Origin of the sequence: Blautia hominis (genome assembly GCA_002270465.1) — a bacterium.
Lineage (GTDB): Bacteria > Bacillota > Clostridia > Lachnospirales > Lachnospiraceae > Blautia > Blautia hominis.
In genome coordinates this window covers 197,755-219,546 of record NQOF01000006.1, presented here as the reverse complement: position 1 = coordinate 219,546, position 21,792 = coordinate 197,755, and the positions used below count along the sequence as shown (strand labels likewise).

The window sequence follows — 21,792 nt, the reverse complement described above, 5'->3', positions numbered from 1 at the left end:
TCCTCCTTATACTCTTTCTTTCGGATCCAGCGCATCGCGCAGGCCGTCGCCAAACAGGTTGAATGCCAGCACTGCCAATGTGATGGCAAGACCCGGGAAAATCAGGGTGTAGGGCGCTGAGAAAATATAGGTCCTCGCACGTCCCAGCATATCTCCCCACTCTGCCATAGGCGGCTGTACACCCATGCCTAAGAATCCAAGGGCCGCAGTATCCAGGATCGCGGTGGAGATACCAAGGGTTGCCCTGACCACAATGGAGCTTACCACGTTTGGAAGGATGTGATGAAAGATGATCCTCCTGTCAGAATTCCCCACAACCTTAGCGGCAGCCACATAGTCATTTTCCTTGACTGAAAGAATGGAACTTCGCACAATCCGGGCGTATTCCGGGATTGACACGGTACCAATGGCAATAATAGCCTTATCAAGCCCTTTCCCCAGTGCTGCCATCAATGTGATTGCCAGAAGGATCGAGGGAATGGAGAGCATAATATCCATACATCTCATAATAAAGGAATCGGCTTTACCGCCGAAATACCCTGCCACAGAACCGAGGATGGTACCGATCAGCAGAGAATACACAACGGCAGCCACACCTACAAAGAGAGAGACTTTGGTACCTGACAGTACACGGGAAAAGATATCCCGCCCAAGCTGGTCTGTTCCAAAGTAGTAATCCTTACAAGGCGCAACAAACGTATGGGCCATATCAGAATACTCCGGATCATAAGGAGCCAGCCAGTCTCCCATGATCGCTAAAAATACAAAAAATACAATAACGATAAGACCCGCCACTGCTGCCTTATTCTTTTTCAGGGTGTCCCACATCACACGGATTTGGGATTCCGGTTTTTCAAGTGTCTCTCCTGTTGTCTGTACCTGTTGTTTTTTCCGCATGACGGCTACACCTCCTTCTTAACATATTTGATACGCGGATCTAAAAATGCATAGATAACGTCTACGATCAGATTCATCAGCACGAATATGACTGCGATCAGCAGTACCACTCCCTGCACAACAGGGAAATCCGATTTCATGATACACTGCACCGTGTAGTTTCCGATTCCGGGCCATGCATATACAGATTCTGTCAATACCGCACCGCCAAGCAGGGAACCTAACTGCAGGCCGATAACGGTTGTGACGGGAAGCATAGCGTTGCGCAGTGCATGTCTTCTCGTCACTTTGCCTTCGCTGATTCCTTTTGCTCTTGCAGTACGGATGTAATCCTGTCCCAGCGTTTCCAGCATACTGGAACGTGTCATACGGGCAATGATAGCCATAGAATAAAGACTCAGTGTCACTGCCGGAAGAACCATATGCAGAAGGCTGTCTTTCAGAGCCTCTGTGTTTCCTTCCAAGATACTGTCAATGATCATAAATCCCGTCACGGTATCAGGACGCAAAGCCGGGTCGATCCGTCCGCTGGAGGGCAGCCAGTGCAGAACACCGGAAAACAGAATGATCAGCATAATGCCCAGCCAGAAAATAGGTACGGACACTCCGATCAGGGATATCAGCATACCTCCGTTGTCAAAAATCGAGTTCTTTTTCACTGCCGAAACAGCACCGATCACGATCCCAAAAAACGCGGCCAGTATAATGGCAACGATTGCCAGCTCCACAGTAGCCGGGAAACGACTGAAAATTTCTTTTGTTACAGGTGCTTTTGTATAATAGGATGTACCCAGATCACCGGTAACAGCGCCTTTAATAAAATCTACATACTGCGTAACTATGGGTTCGTTCAGCCCGTTCGCCTCCCGCCACTCTTCCATGCTTTCCTGTGTAGCGTGCTGCCCCAATACTATGGACGCAGGGTCCGGTGCACATACACGCATAAGGAAAAAGACGATCAGGGATACACCGAAGAGAACCGGTATGAGCTGTAAAAGCCGTTTGATTATGTACTTAAACATGTCTTGCCCTCTCTTTTTTCTTTTGATTATCTCCGGAACAATTCATTTCTCAAGGGGTCTTTGAAAAAGCCCTCTCAGAAATGAACTGTTCCTCCGTAAAACAGGCTTTTAGACCGCATATAAGGGCAGATCTCTCTGCCCTTATGCAATCCTGTTTTACCAATTAATTGTAATGGTTTGGTACCTTTCCGGTTACAATCAATTCTTATATGTCTTGCTCAAGAAAACATTTCCTGTAGGATGTGCAATGAAGTTCTGTACATTTGACACATAACCTGACAGGTTCTGCTGATGAGAAATCGGCAGCCACACATTTTCGTCTGCAATCTTCTGTTCCATTTTGCCGTAAGCTCCATTTCTTTCGTCGCCGTTTTCCATGGATGCTGCTTCTGACAGCATGGTGTTGTATTCGTCATCACGGTACAGAGCAACGTTCATTGCCGGGTCCTCATGTGTCAGCAGATACATGAAGTTATCCGGGTCACCGTTGTCACCGATCCAGCCGTACAGACACATATCATAATCACCGGCACCGAGTTTTTCCTTGTAGGTTGTCCAGTCATAGGAATCAATAGAAACTTTAACACCTACTTTATCGAAATATCCCTGGAGAGCTTCTGCCAGTGTCTGTCCGGTTGCAGTATTGTACGGTCTCGGGTTTGTGTAAGCCATCATCTTCAGTTCTGTAATACCCTTTTCTTCCAGTACCTTTTTGGACTCTTCCGGATTGTATTCCGTCTGTTTTACGTCTGCACTGTAGCCAGGCATGAACGTCGGAAGAATTGTAGTAGCCTGGGTTGCGTAACCTTTATAAATGCTTTCTACCAACTCCGGTACATTGACCGCTTCATTTAATGCTTTTCTGATCTCTGGGTCTGTTATTCTCTGTGTATTGTAAGCCATGTAGTTGATATTCATACCCTCTGCCTGATATAACAGACAGCCGGCAGATGTGATCTGGTCTACCACGGTGGCGTCAATACCATCAATAATATCCACTTCACCGTTTGTCAGTGCAACCACACGTGCGGAGTTATCCGGGATCGTGGAGAAAATGATCTCTTTTGCAACACCCTTCTCGCCCCAGTAGTCTTCATTTCTTTCCATAACTACGGCTTCGTTCTTGTTCCATCTTACGAATTTGTACGGGCCTGTACCGCATGGGGCTTCATTCAGGTTGCCGTTTGCTGCGTCACATGCTGTAGGGCTTACCATGGGTGCGCCCAGGGACATTGCCAGGTTGTTTAAGAACGGTGTGGATTTTTTGCCCAGTTTAAACTCCACTGTATAGTCATCAACCACGTTACACTCTGTAACATCACCGTAAACAAAGTCTGCATAAAGCATGTCCTCTGTTTTATTGACTGTTTGTCTGTCCACATTGTATTTTACTGCTTCTGCGTTGAAGTCTGTTCCGTCATGGAATTTTACGCCTTCTCTCAGTTTGAAGGTATAAGTCAGTCCATCTTCACTTACTTCCCAGGATTCAGCCAGGCACGCTTCCACTTCTGTATTGCTGTCACCGTATTTCAGAAGACCTTCATACATCTGGCAGATTGGCTTGGAAGACTCTCCGTCATCGATCATAGCCGGGTCAAGGCCACGGGGGTCTGCACCCTGCGCATATCGCAGTGTCTGCTCTGTGTCCACATCAGACGGAACCTCTGTAAACTCTGTGAGCATTTCGCCGCTGGCTTTCTTTTCTGTTGTGCCGGTTTCTGTTTCTGCATCCGCATTTCCTTCTTCACCGGAAGTTTCTGTCTTTGTTGTGTCGCCAGTGTTATCTGCACCAGTCTTCTTGTTGCTTCCACATCCTGCCATCATGGTGATCGCCATAGATGTGCAGAGTAAAGCCGCAATTACTTTTCTCTTCATAGAAAATCCCTCCTTTGATTCACGCAGTCCTCCCTGTGCTCTGTCATTCTGACACCACTTTGACGTGGTAAACACAAAGAACTCTGTGCTAACCATTTTACTATAGAAGGAGAAAAAATACAAGTTTTAATTTCTTATCCTGCATTTATTGTATGATTAGGGGTTACTATTCACGGCTGTTATCCCGTGAGGTGTTTTTATGCGCTTGCGCATGAAAATCCCGAGGCAGCCAGCGCGATATGGGGCAGAATGCCCCATATCTGTGCATCGCGAAGCGTGTTACTGGACACGGAGTGAACAGTAACTGATTATACGGCTGAGATTTTTTAAGTATTAATTCAAAACATGAGATAAGATTACTGTTTTTTAATCATCACTGTATAATTATATTTATTTTTTGCAAGTTATTTTTTCTTTTCCTGCATTTTTTTCATGAGCCGCTTATTTATAAATGTACATTCGTCTTCCCACAAAAGACACTTTGTATATAAATCAACTGATATTCTTTATTTCTGTTATAAATGTCTTTCACAAAAAGACATTTATAGTAATAATTTCAACATATTTTTACATATTCTGCTTATATGCTGCAAGTTACAATTGAGATATACAAATATACGCCACTGTCTGACAGCCGCGGGACACACAGCCTCTCAGAAAATACTGCTCCATAAGCTGAAATATGTTAGAATTCCTCTGTCCATCTTCTTAAATATGTAGTCAATTGTTGGATTTGTCACATGCCTGATCCGGCATAGATTTGTAAGAGCAGATACGCAGTCAGATAACTGCAGCATCTGTTTTTAGAATTTCAAACGCAAAAAAGAAGCCCGCTGCCTGCATTTCGTAAAAACAAGCAGCGTCATTTATGTAAGATAAAGATTCTCAGATATGGTTTATCCCATCCATAAAATACGCAATAGAGCCTGCATGTGCCGCCAGCTTCAGATATTTTGAAAGAATATCCATATCCTGTTCCTCCAGGATCGCTTTTCTGAGTTCATCGGGTACTGGGCCTAAATCCTCCAGCAGAAGCAGGACAGATTCTGCCTTTCCTTTCGCCAGCCCTTTTGCTTCTCCCCCGGCACGTTCATCTCTCAATAACTCTTCCAGCAGCATGAACTTCTCCTCCATTTCCCGGCTTCCCTTAATCTTTGCTATAGACTCCTGGATCTTTCTGATAAAATCATCCTGATAGTCCCGGGTACTGTCTGTTAAGTCGGCTTTGACAAATTTCAGGAATTTTATAAGATTTTCCGGCACTTCCGCTTCATTTTCCCCACAGGTGCTCAAAAAAATGGTAGTGCTCCCGTCAGCCATAGACAGCCCGGTTTCCCTGCAGACATTTTGGAAGATATAACGGTATCTTTTCTTATCAAACGGGTCAAAATCACAAATAAAAATCACATAGGAAGCGGGGAGTAATGTGTAGTCTTCTCCCGTCAGCAACAGCTCCATATCCATCTGACTGTGATAATATCTGGCTCTTTTGCCCAAATGGGACTTTTTTGCCACTTGCATCTCCACATTGTAATGTGTGCTTTTTTCATCTCTGGCAATAATATCAAGCCGTATACCGCGGTATTCCGGGTGGTAGATCATGCTTTTCTCTTTGCTGATCTCTACTTTCTCAATCGGAATACCCACCGCCATTTCCAAAAAATTCCGGCAGATTTCCTCATTTACCATAACTGCACCAAACATAAAATTATCTTTAAACATCAGTTGTGCCAGTTTTCTGTTTTGGTTCATAAACAACCTCCGCATGGGCAGAGGAATTCTGGTTTGATTATATCACATAGTATTTAAAATTTCCATAATAAAATTTGCGTTTGCAAATTAATTTACCACATTTTTTCATTCAATCTGTAACGAAATACAAAGTGGATTTTTTTGTATCCCTGCATAAAGCAAAGCCGTCTTTTACTTTTTATTTTTGCTTATTATCTTTCCTGAATAGTAACTTTGATTATATCACCCGGCTGTTTCCCGATCTTCTGCCTGATCTCTTTTCTTATGCCGATAATATGCCCCGGTGTTTTCATCCGCACCAGGCTTCCGTCATACGGTATGCTGTCAAATGTGGCATGTACCTTCACTCTCCCTTTGCCAAACTCCTCCCTCACATCAAAAGGAAATTCAATATATGCCCCATCTATATCGGGAACCTTTTTTATAACAGCCTCAAATTCATATGTCTTTGTGTTCATCTTTTTTTCCTCACTGTTCTTTTTGTTCAAATAAAGCCCCGTCTGTGATTTCGATCCCCATATCTTTCCGGATCAGAGAGACATCCGCCGATTTTTCTTTTCTAAATTTCAAGGTATTCTTATCCACCACGTCAAAGACATATTGACAGCCTTTCTCTTTATCCGATGCCACCAATTCACCGTCCGCGATTTCGTAGGTACCCGCAGGAATATAAGAGTTGAGGATATCATAACTAAAAACAAAATTTTCCTTATCCAGAAGTGTCAGGCATGGAAGGCTCTGCTCTGTTTTCCCCAGTTCATCGGCATTCATGTAATACGTTTTTGCCGATGAAGTCTCCACGCGGTCAAGCGCCGGATTTGTGTCATCCAGAAGACAGATTTTATTTACGCTTTTTATCTGAGCAGGGTAGGTTTCCTGTACTTCCCCGGAAAAAGTAACCGATATATTTTGTCCCGGCACAAAGTCAGACAATGAGATATCAGTAAAATGCCACTCCAATTTTGTGTTGGAGGTAATGTACAGATAAAACTCACTTCTGAAATTCACGTCATTTTCCTTCAAGCCGGATACCAGCATGGAATTTCCGTTAATCTCTTTGATCTGAGCATAAAAAGTAATGGAATCACCTTCATCTGAAAGCCCCTCCACGGTCTTGTTCTGTCCTACCGTATATCCTGCCCAAAAGATAAGCAAAGCAAACAAAAGTATAATACCGCATTTAATAAGATTCTTCATGGATAATCTCCCGTTTGATCAAATGACAAAATGCCAGGAAAGGTGACCGCTTGTGATTTCCGCATCACAATTATACCCTTATCAGCAATTCCTTTCCTACGCCCGTTTCGATCAAACCCATTATATCATATCAAAATAAAAAAAAGCAGTATTGAATAATTATAGGTATCATTTCAAGTAAGAGTTCAACCGTCCACTGTCCTGTGATGTTTTACATTGCAATTGCAATACAATCCCGAGACAGCCACGCGCCAGACTGCAATTAATATTGCAATGTAAAACATCAGCGGTATGTACCCTAAAGGGCAGAACTGTGCATGCTTTTGTTTCTGTGAAGCCTGAAGGCTGAATAGTAACCTATTCAATACTGCTTTACGGTCTACTCCCATTTAAAACTATGATCTTGACGATCTACAAACCGGCAGGCTGGTTCAGCTTTTCTGTAAAATCAGCCATCGCCTTGGCTATTTCAAGCTGCTGCGGGCATACCGCCTCACAGCTCTGGCATCCGATGCATGCGTGAGGGCGTTTATCCTCCGGCATGGCTTCCACTGCCATGTGCGTGATCAGCCCATTGGCAAAACGCACCTCATTATAAAGTGCCAGTAGTGTGGGAATATCCAGTTTCTGAGGACAATGTGCAGTACAATAACGACAGGCCGTGCATGGCAGGATATCCAGCATACTGTCCGTCACTTCCATCAGCGTCTCCATCTCCTCATCCGTCACCGGTTTATCCTCCGCAAAGGTGGCGATATTTTCCTTCATCTGCTCCATGCTTGACATGCCGGACAATACCATAGTCACTTCAGGAACAGACTGCAGGAAACGGAATCCCCAGGCCGGAATCTTTTCATCCGGGCGCAGAGCCTTTAATTTCTCTTCGTTCTTGGGTGAAAGACTTGCCAGCCGTCCTCCCCTGAGAGGCTCCATGACCCATACGGGAATGTTATATTCTCGGAGCAGCTCCACCTTAGCCTTAGCATCCTGGAGCTTCCAGTCCAGATAATTCAGCTGAATCTGACAGAATTCCATCCTGTCTCCATAAGCTTCCAGAAAACGTTTCATCGTATCATAACGCCCATGTGCAGAAAATCCCAGATGCCTGATCCTTCCGTTCTCCTTCTGTTTCATCAGATAATCCATAATACCGTATTTCCGGTCCATATACGGCTCGATATTCTTTTCATAAACATTATGGAACAAATAAAAATCAAAATAATCCACATTACATTTTTTAAGCTGTTCTTCAAAAATAGCTTCCACTTTATCCATGTTCGCCAAATCGTATCCCGGAAACTTGGTAGCCAGATAAAAACGATCTCTGGGATACTCCCCCAGAACCTTTCCCATCACAACTTCCGAATTTCCATCATGATAGCCATACGCCGTGTCAAAATAGTTGACACCATGTGCTATGGCATAAGCCACCATATCCGCCGTCTTTTTCTCATCTATGGGTGCATCCGGATTCCCGTCCGCAGTCGGCAGCCGCATAGCGCCAAACCCCAGCGCTGAAAGCTTCAGATCTTTATAATTTTTATATACCATATTCCTATCCTCCTGTGATAAATTTTTCCTTTCACGAACCCATTTTTTAATTTCCGCAGGCACAGTGCGCCTCTTGCCCGCTGCGGGTTCAATAAGATTGTATTCCTTGAAGTTAACTCCAAGTCAATACCCTTTTTCAAAAAAACACAGCCCAAAAGCCCTCCCGGACTCCTGTGCTGTGTCGTCACGATCACATAGTTTCTTTCATATATAGATCCATGGCCTCCGCCACCTTCTTGGAATGGGCAACCGCCTCCACAACGGTCCTGGCGCCATTCACCACATCCCCGCTGGCAAAAATCTCCGGCCGCGAGGTATGGCCCGAATCGTCTGCCACAAGCAGCCCGCACGCATCTGCATCCAGACCCCGGGTTGTTCTGACAAGCTGGTTTCGGGGTCCCTGACTGATGGACACGATCACACTGTCCGCCGGATAAAGTTTTTCCGTGCCTTCCGTCTCCCCTGCATCCGCAAAAATCACCCCTTCATCTGTTATTTCCACCGGTATCTTTCCGTAAACAAATTCCACGCCTTCCAGCACAGCATAATCAAATTCACTTTTACTGGCAGCAACCGAAGCATCCCTGGAAAAACACTGCAGATACCGCACACCTTTCCGCATTGCGGTCCTGGCAACATCCATAGCCGCATTTCCGGCTCCTATGACAATCACTCTCTCCCCCAAATGAAAACTGTCCGGATTATTCAGATAGTGAATCCCGTAATGCACATGTCCCAGCGTTTCCCCTTTTATATGAAGTGTATTCGGTCTCCACACACCTGTGCCGATAAAGATAGACTTATACCCATCCCGCAGCAGATCCTCAATGGAAATTGCCCCGCCAACCGCAGTGTTGGGCCGAACCTTAATATCTTTCAGCCGCAGATGACGGTATTCAAAATCATCCAGGATACTCTTTGGCAGACGAAACTCCGGAATGCCGTATCTTAAAACACCGCCGATCTTATCCTTGCTCTCAAAGATGGTTACCTGATATCCCTTTCGGGCCAGCAGCACCGCTATGGTAAGACCTGCCGGACCGGAACCTATGATCGCGGCGCGCATCCCGTTGGGAGATGCCGGACCTTTCACCATCTTGGAGCTGTAGGTACTGGAAATATAGTTCTCAATAGCAGAAAAATGTACGGGCGCACCTTTTTTTCCAAGAATACAATGTCCCTCGCACTGCTTTTCATGGTCGCAGATCAGACTGCAGACTGTGGTCAGGGGATTATTTTCAAAAAGCTTCCATCCGGCCTCATCCAGACGGCCTTCCAGCATCAGCTGTATGACCGACGGAATCGGGGTATGGATGGGACACCCCTTTTGGCACTGGGGATTTTTACAGTTCAGACACCGGTTCGCTTCATCCAATACATGTGCAGCCATCCTTTTCTCCCCCTCTTATCTATCTTCTCTCTTGGTACGGAGATATTCTACATTTGCCTCAACTTTCTTTTTGGAAAGCGGGTATACAAAGATCAGCATAAGTGCCACACAGATAAAAAGGATCCCGGGAACGATGGTCGCCAATTTGTAAAGTCCGCTTAAAACCTCCGCACTCTGGGTTTTGGCGGTTGAAACATAACCGATCAGTCCCAGTGCATAGCCTCCCAGCCCTCCGGCAAGAGCCTGACCTACTTTTCTGGCAAAAGAATAGACTGCGTATACGGTACCGTCCTCCCTCTTGCCGGTCCTCACTTCCACATCGTCAATGACATCAATGATATTTGCCCAGATGATCAGGTTGAAATAGCTCACACCCAAAAATCCCACTGCTGCCACGATCACGAAGACCCATGCGCTTTTTACATTAATAAAACCTAATACCAGGAAAACAACTCCTGTAAAAATAGTTGCCACAGCCGCGGATTCTCTTTTTCCAAACTTCTTGACCGTGATGCCTGTAATGGTGGCCATGAGCAGAGAACACAACATGGTGATCATATTATATGAGGACAGCGCCTTTACATTTCCAAAATAATCGGCATACAGATAGGTATTGACACTGGACATCATAAGAGAACTCAGCAGCAGGAAAATGGCAGCACCCACGATACCCAACAGTGCACGGTTGGAGAAAATAGCCCCGAAGGTCTTAGCCAGTGAGATCTTCTCCGCATTTGGGTCCGGCTCAATCTTGATACGCTCTGTGGTGCATTTATAACAGATAAAATAGCAGATAATGGCACAGACAGAGAAAATGCCAGCCACAACCGGGAAGATTTTTCCGTCATTACGGATAACCTGCACACCGCTTGCATCTGTAACATAGATGATCATAGGGCCTCCCACACCGATGACAAGCTGTGCCAATGTGGCGCCGATGCTTCGGAATGTGGAGAGGGCCGTACGCTCTTCCGGTACATCCGTGACCGCTGATGCCATGGAGCCGTAGGGAATGTTGATTCCCGTATAGCAGATACTGCCCCAGAGAATGTAAGTGACATACATATAAACCATTTTTACAGCCATGGATGCATCTGCCAAAGCGGACTGATACATGAGAAAGCTGGCAATTGCCACCGGCCCGGCCATAATGCGGATCCAACGCTTGAATTTTCCGTCTTTCCCCGGTTTGCAGGTATCCACAATACGGCCCATAGTCACATCCGTAAAAGCATCCACAATTCTTGCCACCAGAAACAGAGTTCCCACAGCCCCGGCGCTGATCCCCAGGACCTTCATATAAAACACCATCAAAAAGGTGCTGGAAAACATAAATGTGAAATCGTTGCCGAAATCACCGAACATATATCCGATCTTATCCTTTAACCCAAACGGTTTTATTGTGTTTTCATTCATTTTTCTCACCCCTTAGAATCTGGTTTCCCATCTTCCGCAAAATACGTTTTCGTTGTATCTTCCCTTGAATTCACTTTTACCCATCATCTTTTCCAAAGCAGCGGCAAAGCTCTCATGATGATCCATATAAGAATTAATGTAACATCTGGCCATAGGAACATCAATCAGATTATTGGTATTGCTCAAAGATACCACAACAGTGGGCAGCTCTGACATATACCATGGCTGTTTTACAGGCTCATCCCATTTTATCCGCATGGTATTGTACTGGGCAAATCCCTGTATATTGAGGACCAGCAGAACACAGTCATATTGTTTTTTGAACTCTTCTATTTTTCCCTTTTTTGCGGAAACTTCTGCGTCCACTTCAAATCCGGCTTCTTCAAGCTGGGACACAATATCCGAGATTATGTTTTTATCATTTGATTCAAATTTCATGCCGGCGATCACAGTGGCTTCAGAGCCAATATACACAAGCTTGATCCTCTTATATTTCTCCGGTGTCATGGGGAGATAATGCAGGCGGTCTTTTACAAGGGTCACATACTTATCGGCAAATTCCCTGGATGCTCTGTGGTGTTCCTCACACCCAACCACAGCCAGGTTTTCTTTGGGTACCACCAGTTTTCCTTCTTTCTGAAGCCTGTGAAGATTCAGGGCTGCTTTTACTCCAAGAATCCTGTGAAGAGCATCCTGCAGTCTTTCCTCTGTGATGGTGCCGTTTCGATAGCCTTCCATCATATAACCGAAATCTTCCTCCCTGTCATTAAAGAACAGATACATGTCACATCCTGCGGCGATCGCCTGGGGAACCTGCCGGCTTCTGGGGATCGTGGCCCCGAACATACCGATCATATGGGATGCATCTGTGACAACCAGGCCGTTGAATCCGAGCTGGCCTTTCAGCAGGTCTGTGATCAGTTCCGGTGCCAAGGTTGCAGGACGGATTTCTTCATCTCTGATACCGGGGCGCAGTTTTCTGGAATATGCAGGGAGTGCAATGTGGCCTGCCATAATGGTCATGACACCCTCGTCAATCAGCTCCTTGTAAACTTTTCCGTATGTCCGGTCCCATTTATCACAGTCAAATTCATTGATGCCCATAAGCAGGTGCTGGTCATTTTCTTCTGTGCCATCCCCCGGAAAATGCTTCATACAGGTAGCAATATTCTGTGTCTTCATGCCTTTAAAAAAGGATTTTGCATAACGGATGACATCGTCCGGGCTGTCGTTAAAGGCACGGAGCTGTACAATGGTATTTCTCCAGTTATAGAGCAGATCAACCACCGGTGCAAAATTCCAGTTGCAGCCAACCGCAGCCGCTTCCCTGGCTGAGATCTCTGCCATTTTAAATACTTCCTCCGGTGCATCTATGGCTGCCATGGCAGCACCGTTGGCAATAGGCGTTCCGCCCTGGCAGCCGCCGTTTCCCCCTGCCTCACAGTTGGAAGCGATCAGCAGCGGGATCTTTGTGGTATTCTGGAGACAGTCTGCCATTTTCCACAACTCTTCTTTCAGTGCATTGTGATAACGGATGGCTCCCGGATGATAGGCATCCAGTACCTTCTTGATATTTTCCGGCTTTCTCTCCTCTGCGTCTGCCACCATATTGACAAAAAGCTGTCCTATTTTTTCCTCTGTAGTCATACCGGAAATGGTGTCTTCCACCCACTGTATCTGTTCATCATTCAGATAATAAGGTTTTTCTCTTAAATTTACCATGTTATTCCCTCCAAATTTTATTTCATAAGATTTTCAACAAATGTTTGTATCAGTTCTTCCTGGAAAGCACCGCCGAAGGTGCCCTCTTTCATTCTCTCCACAGCATTTAAGATACCGGCCCAGCTTCCGCTCTCCCCGGATACCAGGATGGGATAATAGAATACGCCGTTTCCTTTTGCCGCGTCCATATCGCCCGGCGCATCCCCTGTCATCAGAACATTCTCTTTTTTATATCCGCAGGTGAGCAGTTTTTCTATGCAGCTCTTCTTGGAGCCTGCATTCTGTGCCAGCAGTACATCCACATGTTCCAGAAGGCCGAACCGGGTCCACTCTTCCTTTACCGCCTCATAGTTGGCGGAGGAGACAATGGCAATATCACACGTTTTATGAAGTATCTCAATACTCTCTCTTACATGTGCAAAGGGTTTGATATCCTCTCTGGGAATCTGTTTTATGGCCTCATTCACCGCCTCTGACCAGTTCAGGGCCTTTTTCAGGATTGAACTGCCTGTTGAAGCTATGGCTTTTTGTAAGGCGGCATTTGACAGCTCATCCGTTTCCTCCGCCCACTGTACCAGGGTGTCCACATCCTCGATCTGCGTATATCTGCTGTCAATTTCTTTCAGGGCTTTTGCAAGACCTTTAAAGCGGTTGATCCCCCTTGTCATAGAATACAGGTTTATCTCATTCCAGCGTTTCAGAATCTCCTTTTCATATGTCTGCAGATTCCATTCTTTTACCATACACGGGCCAAAACAGCGGATATGTTTGATATCCATGCTGTCAATGGCACAGCCGTCTGAATCTATACATACGAGGTGATCCTGTTTCTTTGTAAAATCCGTAAAAGGATGGTTCATGTTCTCACGTCCTTTCGTTCTCTCTTTTGATATGTATAAAATACAACGTTTACCGATTTTTAAAAATAATAATATCCATTGAATTTAGCACAATTTTATGGTATTTTATTTTGCAGATGAATATTATATTATTTTTCCGTAAAATCATACTAAAATATGTATCACACGGAAACACTCGCGCAGGTCCCCGCAAACACTGTGCTGACTGTAAGGAAATCCCATTGGGTATTGAGAGGTAAAACAGATGGAACATAAACAATTGGAACTTTTTCAGCAGGCCGTCACAGCCTGCAATGTGGGATGTCATATTATTTTCAAGGACAGCTCCAATCTCTCCCAGACGGATAAAGGGCTTCGCCTCCGTCTGTATGAGGACTATAACTACCAGCCCCTGCAGGTTTTTCTGGAACAGTATGTGACAGCCGGGAGTATTGTCCGCTATGAGGACTCCTTTGGAATGTACTATACTCTTGTGCATATTCCCGCTGCATATCTCTATGACTATGAATCTTCTCATTTTGTCATAGGCCCGTACCTGGAAAACCAGTTAGAGACTGTACAGATCCGGAAGATCATGGAACAGCGCAGGATACCGGACAGCCTTTTTTCAGATATCCGCCTGGTCTATTCCTCCACACCGGTTCTGCATAATATGGAGAGCTTTGAGGCACTGATCGTGAATCTTGCCCGGGGATTATTTCACGTAGAATATAAAGTCTCTCATCTGCCGGACAAAAATGAGATATTTATGGAACACTCTCCCCTGATCTTAAAGCTGCGCAAAGAACCGCAGATTTCCATCAGCACCATTGAGGAGCGGTATGAAGTGGAAAATAAAATGCTGGAGGCAGTCTCCAAGGGGGATGACCGGCGCGCCCATGAATTTTACCAGAAATTCCAGACTTATCAGTTAAGGCCAAGAACAGATAATGCCCTGCAGAACAAACGGCACGGCGTCATAATCCTGAACACCCTGTTTCGCAAGTCTGCGGAGTCCGGAGGTGTGCATCCTTTATATATTGATGATCTGTCAGGGAAATTTGCTGTTTTGATTAATGAAGCGCGCACCGAACGGGAGCTGGAGCATCTGTCCACAGATATGCTCCACAAATACTGCCTGCTGGTCCAGAACCATTCCATGACCGGGTATTCCCAGGTGATAAAAGAAGTGATCTCTTATATTGATTTTCATTACGCGGAGAATCTAAATCTGACTTTCTTTGCCGAAATGTTCAGCCTGAGTAAAAATTACCTGTCCGGGCTGTTTAAAAAAGAGAGCGGCATGACTCTGACGGATTATATCCATCAGGTGCGCATCCGGCGGGCTATCACAATGATCAACTCCTCCTCCCTTCCCATCACCACGGTGGCCGCTTCCTGCGGATATAATGATATGAATTATTTTATCAGGCTTTTTAAACGGACCTATGGAATGTCTCCGAAACAGTATCAGAAATCGATTCTCCATCCTGAGTAAATATAACATTTATAGAAATATTGTAATTGTTCAGTACCCTCACAGTTACAGGCAAAAATCCATGCAGAACCGCCTTTGGCGATGGGATTTTTGCTTGGCTGCGGAATGTTTTCTTACGGTCAGCGCAGTGAATGCGCAGATCTACTGAATAGTTACGAAATATTGCCTAAAATTGTTTGCATAAATTGGTAATTTTCTCCCTTTTGTGTTAGAATATATGCATCAGAGTTAGAAAATACTAAAGACAAAGGGTCTTCGTCAGGAAGGAATGAGAGTATACTGGTGAAAAAACAGATAAAACTGAAAAAGCAAACAAAACCGCAGCTGTCTGATGTTCAGGAGGAGAAAAAAGACCGCAGGATTCCAACCACCCGGTATAATCCGGATTACAAAACCGGGCTGACAAGTCAGCAGGTACAGGAACACAGGCTTCACGGCTGGACCAACAAAGCTGTGGACCCGCCGTCCAAGACAACGAAAGAGATCATACATGACAATGTCTTCACATACTTTAACTTGATCTTCGTAGTGCTGGCAGTCCTGCTGTGTATCGTAGGTTCTTTCAGAGACCTGACTTTTCTCCCGGTCATCATTGCCAACACATTGATCGGTATCATACAGGAGATACGGGCCAAGCAGGTTCTGGATAATCTGACCATGCTCAACGCCCCCAATGCCTCTGTCGTGCGAAACGGCAAAACCTCGGTGGTAAATGCAGAGGAGCTGGTGCTGGATGATATGGTCATCTTTAAAGCCGGCAACCAGGTCTGTGCTGACGCTTTGGTAAGCGCCGGGGAAGTACAGGTCAACGAATCCCTGCTCACCGGAGAAGCGGATGAGATCACCAAGAGAAAAGGCGACCAGCTTATGTCCGGCAGCTTCATTGTGTCGGGGCAGTGTCACGCAAAGCTTGATAAAGTCGGGGAGGACTCCTACATTTCCCGTCTGACGCTGGAGGCCAAGGAAATGCAGAGCGGGGAGCAGTCCGAGATGATACGTTCCCTGGACAAACTGGTAAAATTCGTGGGTATTGCCATTATCCCTATCGGCCTTGTACTTTTTATACAGGCATTTTTCTTTCAGCATGAGGCTTTCCGCTCCAGTGTGACCTCCATGGTGGCTGCCGTCATCGGTATGATCCCTGAGGGTTTATACCTTCTTGCAAGTGTTGCCCTGGCAGTCAGCTCTATCCGGCTGGCACAGAAAAAAGTCCTGCTGCACGATATGAAATGTATTGAAACCCTGGCAAGAGTAGATGTACTCTGTGTAGATAAGACCGGAACCATCACAGAAAATTCCATGGAAGTCCGGGAGGTCATAGAGACAGAAGAATATGATCCCGATGAGATGGAGCCTCTGTCTGTGATGATCAGTGATTTTGCGGCAGCCATGAGCAGCGATAACATCACCATGGCAGCTATCAAAAAGCATTTTAAAACTGCCACGAAAAAGAAGCCGGTCAGTAAAACAGGATTCTCCTCTGCAACCAAATACAGCAGCGTCACCTTTAAAGATACTGCCTATGTACTGGGCGCTCCGGAATTCGTCCTGAAGGAAGATTATGATGACTACAAAGAGGAAATTTTAGAATATGCGTCCAAAGGCTCACGTGTCCTGGTATTCGGAACTTATGATGAGGAGATTGACGGCAAGGCACTTGCCGCCCCCATTATACCTTTATGCTATATTCTCCTCGCAAACCCTATCCGCAAGCAGGCAAAAGAAACTTTTACTTACTTCGCCGAACAGGGTGTGGAGGTGAAGGTGATATCCGGGGACAATCCTGCCACCGTTTCTGAGGTTGCCAAACAGGCCGGCATAGCCGGAGCAGAGAATTACGTGGATGCCTCAGAACTGGAGACTGACGCAGAAATACAGGAAGCGGTTCTAAACAACGCTGTCTTTGGACGTGTCACACCAAACCAGAAACGGCAGTTTGTACAGATATTAAAAGCTGCGGGGAAAACCGTTGCCATGACAGGAGACGGTGTCAACGACGTGCTGGCACTGAAAGATGCGGACTGCAGCATTGCCATGGCATCCGGCAGTGATGCCGCGGCTCAGGCCTCCCAGCTCGTACTGCTGGAATCTGACTTTTCCTGTATGCCTCAGGTAGTATTGGAAGGAAGACGGGTGGTAAACAATATCCAGCGTTCCGCCAGCTTATTCCTGGTCAAGAATATTTTTTCCTTCCTGCTCTCCCTGTTCTCTGTTGTGTTTATGCTGACGTATCCGCTGGAACCCTCACAGGTATCCCTGATCAGTATGTTTACTATTGGCATCCCTGCATTTTTCCTGGCACTTGAGCCAAACAAAAATATTATCAAAGGGCATTTTCTCACCAATGTTTGTCTGAAAGCCATGCCTGCGGCGCTGACAGATGTTCTCGCCGTGGGCGCACTGGTGGTATTTGGAAGGACTTTCGGGGTAAATTCCACGGATATCTCAACCGCTGCTACTATGCTGCTGGCGATCGTAGGGTTTATGATCCTCTACAAGATCAGTGCACCTATGAACAAGATCCGTGTGGGGATCTTACTTGGAACCATTGCCGGACTTATATTCTGCAGCTTGTTCTTGAACAATCTGTTTGCATTGACCGGCATGTCCACGAAATGCATCATGCTCTTTGTGGTTTTCGCCATTGCCACAGAGCCTGTGCTCAGATATCTTACACTGGCGATTGAAAAATGCCGCATCTTGTATCTGCGCCTGAAACAGCATAGTGCGGACGAATTATTATAAAACCCAAGTAACTGTTCAGTACCCTCACAGTTACAGGCAGAAAAAGTTACGGCCAGATACCGGATTCGTATCTGACCGTAACTTTTTTCTATCTTTATTTTTCCTCATGGAAAACCCGTTCCAGAACCTCTGTGGCTTTCTTTACCGGGATGATCTCCAGTTTTTCCTTTACCTCCTCTGCCACTTCCTCCAGATCCTCCACGTTTTCATAAGGGATGAATACTTTTTTCACGCCGGCTCTCTGCGCTGCCATGAGTTTTTCCGGAAGACCTCCAATGGGCATGACGCCGCCCCGAAGGGAAACTTCCCCTGTCATGGCATATTCAGGAGCAACTGCTTTTCCCGTTACAAGGGAGGACAGCGCTGTGACCAGGGTAATGCCCGCAGAGGGACCGTCCTTTGGAACTGCTCCGGACGGAACATGGATATGAAGGTCTTTTTCATCAAGCTGCTTGGCCTCTTCCGGGTACATGGCTTTTACCAGCGTCAGGGCAATCTCAGCGGATTCTTTCATCACATCCCCCAACTGTCCGGTGATCCGCACTTTACCGCTGCCCCTCGTGAGCGTGGTCTCCACAAACAGGATCTCTCCTCCGGCTCTGGTCCAGGCTAATCCTGTCACCACACCCGGTGCAGCCTCCTTGAGTATGCCCTCGTGATGCAAGGCGTTTCTTCCTAAAAACTCAGGGACACGCTTTTCACTGACCGTGATACTCTTCTGCTCTCCTTTTACCAGTTTCACTGCCGCAAAACGGCATAAGATATCCATCTGTTTTTTCAGACCGCGGACTCCCGCTTCAGCCGTATAATCGCTGATGATCTTCCCGATCGCTTCATCTGTCACTTTCAGATTCTGAGCCTTGATCCCCATGCTCTTCATTGCCTTGGGAAGCAGATGTTTTCTGGCGATATGGGACTTTTCTATGGGTGTATAACCCGGAAACTGAATCACTTCCATACGATTCAAAAGTGGTTCCGGTATGGTATCCGTGCTGTTGGCCGTACAGACAAAAAATACATTGGAGAGGTCATAGGGCACATTCATATAGTGATCTGTAAAGCTGTTGTTCTGTTCCGGATCCAGTACCTCCAAAAGGGCACTTGCAGGGTCTCCGCCATAATCCTTTGTGAGCTTATCCACCTCATCCAGCACCATGACAGGGTTCTGGACACCGCTTCGTTTCATACCCTCCATGATCCTGCCCGGCATGGCACCTACATACGTCCTCCTGTGGCCTCGGATCTCAGCCTCGTCACGGATGCCGCCCAGGCTGATCCTCACATATTCCCTGTGCAGGGCTTTGGCTATGCTCTGCCCGATACTGGTCTTGCCTGTTCCGGGTGCTCCCACAAACAGCAGAATGGAACCGGACTGTTTTTTATTCAGAGCCATGACTGCTATCTGCTGGATGATCCTGTCTTTTACCTTTTTCAAGCCATAGTGCTCCTCATCCAGGATCTTCTCCGCTTCCTCCAGATCTATCTCCGGTAACTCCTCTGTTTTCCAGGAAAGACTTGTCACAAAATCCAGATAATCATAGAGCAGGCCATACTCATGGCTGTCCTTGCCCTCCTGTTTCATCCGGTTCAGAACCTTTCCGGCCTCCTTTTCTGCCTCCTCATTCATGCCCGCTTCTTTTATTTTAGTTTCAAATCTGCGGACATCGGAAATATTCTCCGGATGCATCTCATCCAGCTGGTTCTGCAGAAAATCAATCTGTTTTTTAATGGCTGACTCCCTGTATGCCTGTTCATGGGTCTCCTTCTGGGCACTCTGAGCTTCCTCACTGACCTTGAACAATTCAATAAATTCATAGATTGCCTTTTCAATCCGTTCACAGCGCTGTCCCCTGGTCTCCGCCTCCAAAACGGCATATTTTTCCGGCCAGGAGAGATTCAGATAGCCTGAAAGGGCACAGAGGATCTCGTTCATATTTTTCCAGTGCAGGATAAAGCTTCTCGCCCACACACCCCACTGAAACATCTGTACAAATTTCAGCAGATCTCTTTTGAGCGCTTCAAAACGCTTCTGCATCTCCTCGTCCGAGATATCCTCCACCTCGCCACAGATCGCTGCAGAAGCGGAGATGGACTGCATGGTCACTTCCACATCCGTGATCAAGACACGCTCTTTTGTATGGACACGAATATTGCCCTCCTCGTCTATACTCTCGATCTTGCCGGAAACCCCGATAGGGCAGATGTCCTCCGGCGTCATATCTTCCCGCTTCTTATCCTGCTTCATCATCAGGAACAACACATCCTCACCCACATGCTCCGCAGTGATCTCCCGGTCTGTGAAAATGTCCTTTTTGAAAAAGAAGGTAACGCCGGGCAGTATCATCATATCGTAAATCGGTATTGTAATCATAGGTGCATCCTCCTCGTATTATCAGCACTCATTCAAATCGAGTGCTAGTATCAAGTTAAAATATATAGCGAATCCGTTGGAATCCGCCAAGTATTGTGATATAATTCTATCATTAAATAAACATTTTACAAGTACGCAGTATTTTCATACCAGGTATGTTTTTTCATACCTACTATCTCATTAAGGAAAGGAAACCGGTTATGTATGCAGCATCAATGGAAAAAGAGGAAACGGAAGCTGTCTGTCCGCTGAAATATGCGTTGAATCTGGTGGGCGGAAAATGGAAGCTTCCTATTATCTGTATTCTGGCACGTGAAGAATCTGTGCGTTATAACAGCCTGAAACGAAAGCTCTGCGGCATTACCAACATGATGCTGTCCCAGTCCTTAAAAGAGCTGGAGGAAAACGGCATTGTCCACCGGGAGCAGTATAATGAGATCCCGCCCCGGGTGGAATATTCCCTCACAAAAGAGGGACGCAGTATTTTAGAGCCGCTTGACAGCCTGTCCGAATGGGGGAAAATGCATATGGACAGAATACAGACGCAATCCCCATACTGCGGGGAATGCAGGGATACAAAATAGGCGGCTCCCTAAAGGCAGTCATTCTCATTCACCTGTTCAAAAGAAGCCTGTTCTGCTATCACGTCAAATACCAGCCCGCCTCCTGACCAAAACTCATATCTGACACGGCAGGACGGGCTTTCTCTGATCATGCGGGTCATCTCACCGCACTGGGGTGCCTTCAGTTCATGGGATGCTTCTTCCAGCCTGTGCACCTTCAGGCACATCTTTCCCTGCCGGATTGTCACTTTTCCGTCCCCATATTCCTCTATACGGACTCCCAGATAGGTAGCCATCCTGTACTCTCTTCCTCCACAGTGCACCGCGCAGATACAACCCTGAAAATGAGCGCCTAAAAAGGGAATATCTGCAACGGAGAGCATCACACTGCTACTCCTGCCAAACCCGCACTGAGTCCAGAGATATGTCCTTGGAAAGGAGCGCCCTTTGTCTGTCTCTATATACCCCCGTCCGCCTGTCATGGGTATTTCTCTGCCGTTCACTAGGAAGCTGCCCCTGAGACTGTGGTGCATACTCAGCACGCCGTGACTGCACTGCAGAAAGGGGATATATTTAAAAAATCCCATAATATCATATGACAGCCTGTCAAAAGGTGCGTATGCCATACAGCCTTTTACAGTCAGGTCCCTGCTCTTTATATCCACCTTGATACCCTTCTCCGTAAAAATATTTTTTCCCACTCTGACGCCAAAAGGATTCCTGCTGATGCGGCACGCCTCTTTGGGATACGTGAAATACCAGGCGCCATCCTCTGTGACGACCTGAAGAGATACGGTCCACTTTCCGTTTTTATCCCCATGTACGGCAGGGATAAATGCAATGGTATTCTCCTGATTCTGGTGTTTCAGATACCATCCTTCAAAATAAGGAAAGGAAAATGCCCCACATCCCTTCTGAATACATGTCTTTTTCATGTTCTTCACCTCTGTGTCT

At 46.2% G+C, this 21,792-nt stretch carries 16 protein-coding genes; 3 read left to right on the top strand and 13 right to left on the bottom strand.

Annotation, left to right across the window (positions count from 1 at the left end; translation table 11 throughout):
* Positions 1-6: 6 nt before the first annotated feature.
* The 11 genes from CI595_RS19285 to CI595_RS19230 all read right to left on the bottom strand — a co-directional run bounded on the left by CI595_RS19285 (position 7) and on the right by CI595_RS19230 (position 13,682).
* Positions 7-897, bottom strand: a complete 891-nt coding sequence (locus tag CI595_RS19285; RefSeq protein ID WP_065542275.1) for an ABC transporter permease — start codon at positions 895-897, stop codon at positions 7-9.
* 5 nt (positions 898-902) lie between these two features.
* Positions 903-1,919 carry an ABC transporter permease gene (locus CI595_RS19280; protein ID WP_095175245.1) on the bottom strand — a complete coding sequence of 339 codons (1,017 nt, stop codon included), beginning with the start codon at positions 1,917-1,919 and terminating at the stop codon, positions 903-905.
* A 198-nt stretch (positions 1,920-2,117) separates the two neighbouring features.
* On the bottom strand, positions 2,118-3,794 hold the full coding sequence (locus CI595_RS19275) for an ABC transporter substrate-binding protein (protein ID WP_095175244.1): 1,677 nt from the start codon (positions 3,792-3,794) through the stop codon (positions 2,118-2,120).
* 885 nt (positions 3,795-4,679) lie between these two features.
* On the bottom strand, positions 4,680-5,546 hold the full coding sequence (locus CI595_RS19270; RefSeq protein ID WP_095175243.1) for an Rpn family recombination-promoting nuclease/putative transposase: 867 nt from the start codon (positions 5,544-5,546) through the stop codon (positions 4,680-4,682).
* A 191-nt stretch (positions 5,547-5,737) separates the two neighbouring features.
* Positions 5,738-6,004, bottom strand: a complete 267-nt coding sequence (locus tag CI595_RS19265; RefSeq protein WP_095175386.1) for a DUF1905 domain-containing protein — start codon at positions 6,002-6,004, stop codon at positions 5,738-5,740.
* Positions 6,005-6,014: 10 nt separating this feature from the next.
* The gene (locus CI595_RS19260) at positions 6,015-6,743 is read right to left on the bottom strand and encodes a hypothetical protein (RefSeq protein WP_095175242.1); all 729 of its coding nucleotides are present in this window, start codon (positions 6,741-6,743) and stop codon (positions 6,015-6,017) included.
* Positions 6,744-7,154: 411 nt separating this feature from the next.
* On the bottom strand, positions 7,155-8,294 hold the full coding sequence (locus tag CI595_RS19255) for an aldo/keto reductase (protein ID WP_095175241.1): 1,140 nt from the start codon (positions 8,292-8,294) through the stop codon (positions 7,155-7,157).
* Positions 8,295-8,484: 190 nt separating this feature from the next.
* Positions 8,485-9,684, bottom strand: coding sequence for an NAD(P)-dependent oxidoreductase (locus tag CI595_RS19245; protein ID WP_095175239.1), 1,200 nt, complete (start codon positions 9,682-9,684; stop codon positions 8,485-8,487).
* Positions 9,685-9,699: 15 nt separating this feature from the next.
* A complete protein-coding gene (locus CI595_RS19240) occupies positions 9,700-11,100 on the bottom strand; it encodes an MFS transporter (RefSeq protein ID WP_095175238.1) in 1,401 nt (466 codons plus the stop codon).
* 12 nt (positions 11,101-11,112) lie between these two features.
* Positions 11,113-12,822, bottom strand: a complete 1,710-nt coding sequence (locus CI595_RS19235) for a glycoside hydrolase family 3 protein (protein ID WP_095175237.1) — start codon at positions 12,820-12,822, stop codon at positions 11,113-11,115.
* 17 nt (positions 12,823-12,839) lie between these two features.
* The gene (locus tag CI595_RS19230) at positions 12,840-13,682 is read right to left on the bottom strand and encodes an HAD family hydrolase (RefSeq protein WP_095175236.1); all 843 of its coding nucleotides are present in this window, start codon (positions 13,680-13,682) and stop codon (positions 12,840-12,842) included.
* A 244-nt stretch (positions 13,683-13,926) separates the two neighbouring features.
* Here CI595_RS19230 and CI595_RS19225 point away from each other — a divergent pair, with 244 nt between their 5' ends.
* Positions 13,927-15,159: an AraC family transcriptional regulator gene (locus CI595_RS19225; RefSeq protein ID WP_095175235.1), complete on the top strand. Its 1,233-nt coding sequence runs from the start codon at positions 13,927-13,929 to the stop codon at positions 15,157-15,159.
* 300 nt (positions 15,160-15,459) lie between these two features.
* Complete coding sequence (locus tag CI595_RS19220) at positions 15,460-17,904, top strand: cation-translocating P-type ATPase (protein ID WP_408608208.1); 2,445 nt, start codon at positions 15,460-15,462, stop codon at positions 17,902-17,904.
* A 94-nt stretch (positions 17,905-17,998) separates the two neighbouring features.
* Here the strand turns inward: CI595_RS19220 and lon are convergent, their stop codons facing one another.
* A complete protein-coding gene (gene lon / locus CI595_RS19215) occupies positions 17,999-20,275 on the bottom strand; it encodes an endopeptidase La (protein ID WP_095175234.1) in 2,277 nt (758 codons plus the stop codon).
* A gap of 200 nt (positions 20,276-20,475) precedes the next feature.
* Between lon and CI595_RS19210 the strand changes: the two genes are divergently transcribed.
* A complete protein-coding gene (locus CI595_RS19210; protein ID WP_243135216.1) occupies positions 20,476-20,859 on the top strand; it encodes a winged helix-turn-helix transcriptional regulator in 384 nt (127 codons plus the stop codon).
* Between the two features lie 8 nt (positions 20,860-20,867).
* Here CI595_RS19210 and CI595_RS19205 read toward each other — a convergent pair whose 3' ends face one another.
* Positions 20,868-21,773 (bottom strand): tocopherol cyclase family protein, encoded by a 906-nt coding sequence (locus tag CI595_RS19205; protein ID WP_095175233.1) that lies wholly within the window; start codon positions 21,771-21,773, stop codon positions 20,868-20,870.
* Positions 21,774-21,792: the final 19 nt, after the last annotated feature.

What these genes read in the sequence shown, in the direction of transcription:
- CI595_RS19275 (WP_095175244.1), bottom strand. Translation starts at nt 3,794, where the DNA reads ATGAAGAGAAAAGTAATTGCGGCTTTACTCTGCACATCTATGGCGATC.
- CI595_RS19265 (WP_095175386.1), bottom strand. Translation starts at nt 6,004, where the DNA reads ATGAACACAAAGACATATGAATTTGAGGCTGTTATAAAAAAGGTTCCC.
- CI595_RS19285 (WP_065542275.1), bottom strand. Translation starts at nt 897, where the DNA reads ATGCGGAAAAAACAACAGGTACAGACAACAGGAGAGACACTTGAAAAA.
- CI595_RS19210 (WP_243135216.1), top strand. Translation starts at nt 20,476, where the DNA reads ATGTATGCAGCATCAATGGAAAAAGAGGAAACGGAAGCTGTCTGTCCG.
- CI595_RS19280 (WP_095175245.1), bottom strand. Translation starts at nt 1,919, where the DNA reads ATGTTTAAGTACATAATCAAACGGCTTTTACAGCTCATACCGGTTCTC.
- CI595_RS19225 (WP_095175235.1), top strand. Translation starts at nt 13,927, where the DNA reads ATGGAACATAAACAATTGGAACTTTTTCAGCAGGCCGTCACAGCCTGC.
- lon (WP_095175234.1), bottom strand. Translation starts at nt 20,275, where the DNA reads ATGATTACAATACCGATTTACGATATGATGATACTGCCCGGCGTTACC.
- CI595_RS19255 (WP_095175241.1), bottom strand. Translation starts at nt 8,294, where the DNA reads ATGGTATATAAAAATTATAAAGATCTGAAGCTTTCAGCGCTGGGGTTT.
- CI595_RS19240 (WP_095175238.1), bottom strand. Translation starts at nt 11,100, where the DNA reads ATGAATGAAAACACAATAAAACCGTTTGGGTTAAAGGATAAGATCGGA.
- CI595_RS19235 (WP_095175237.1), bottom strand. Translation starts at nt 12,822, where the DNA reads ATGGTAAATTTAAGAGAAAAACCTTATTATCTGAATGATGAACAGATA.
- CI595_RS19260 (WP_095175242.1), bottom strand. Translation starts at nt 6,743, where the DNA reads ATGAAGAATCTTATTAAATGCGGTATTATACTTTTGTTTGCTTTGCTT.
- CI595_RS19270 (WP_095175243.1), bottom strand. Translation starts at nt 5,546, where the DNA reads ATGAACCAAAACAGAAAACTGGCACAACTGATGTTTAAAGATAATTTT.
- CI595_RS19230 (WP_095175236.1), bottom strand. Translation starts at nt 13,682, where the DNA reads ATGAACCATCCTTTTACGGATTTTACAAAGAAACAGGATCACCTCGTA.
- CI595_RS19245 (WP_095175239.1), bottom strand. Translation starts at nt 9,684, where the DNA reads ATGGCTGCACATGTATTGGATGAAGCGAACCGGTGTCTGAACTGTAAA.
- CI595_RS19205 (WP_095175233.1), bottom strand. Translation starts at nt 21,773, where the DNA reads ATGAAAAAGACATGTATTCAGAAGGGATGTGGGGCATTTTCCTTTCCT.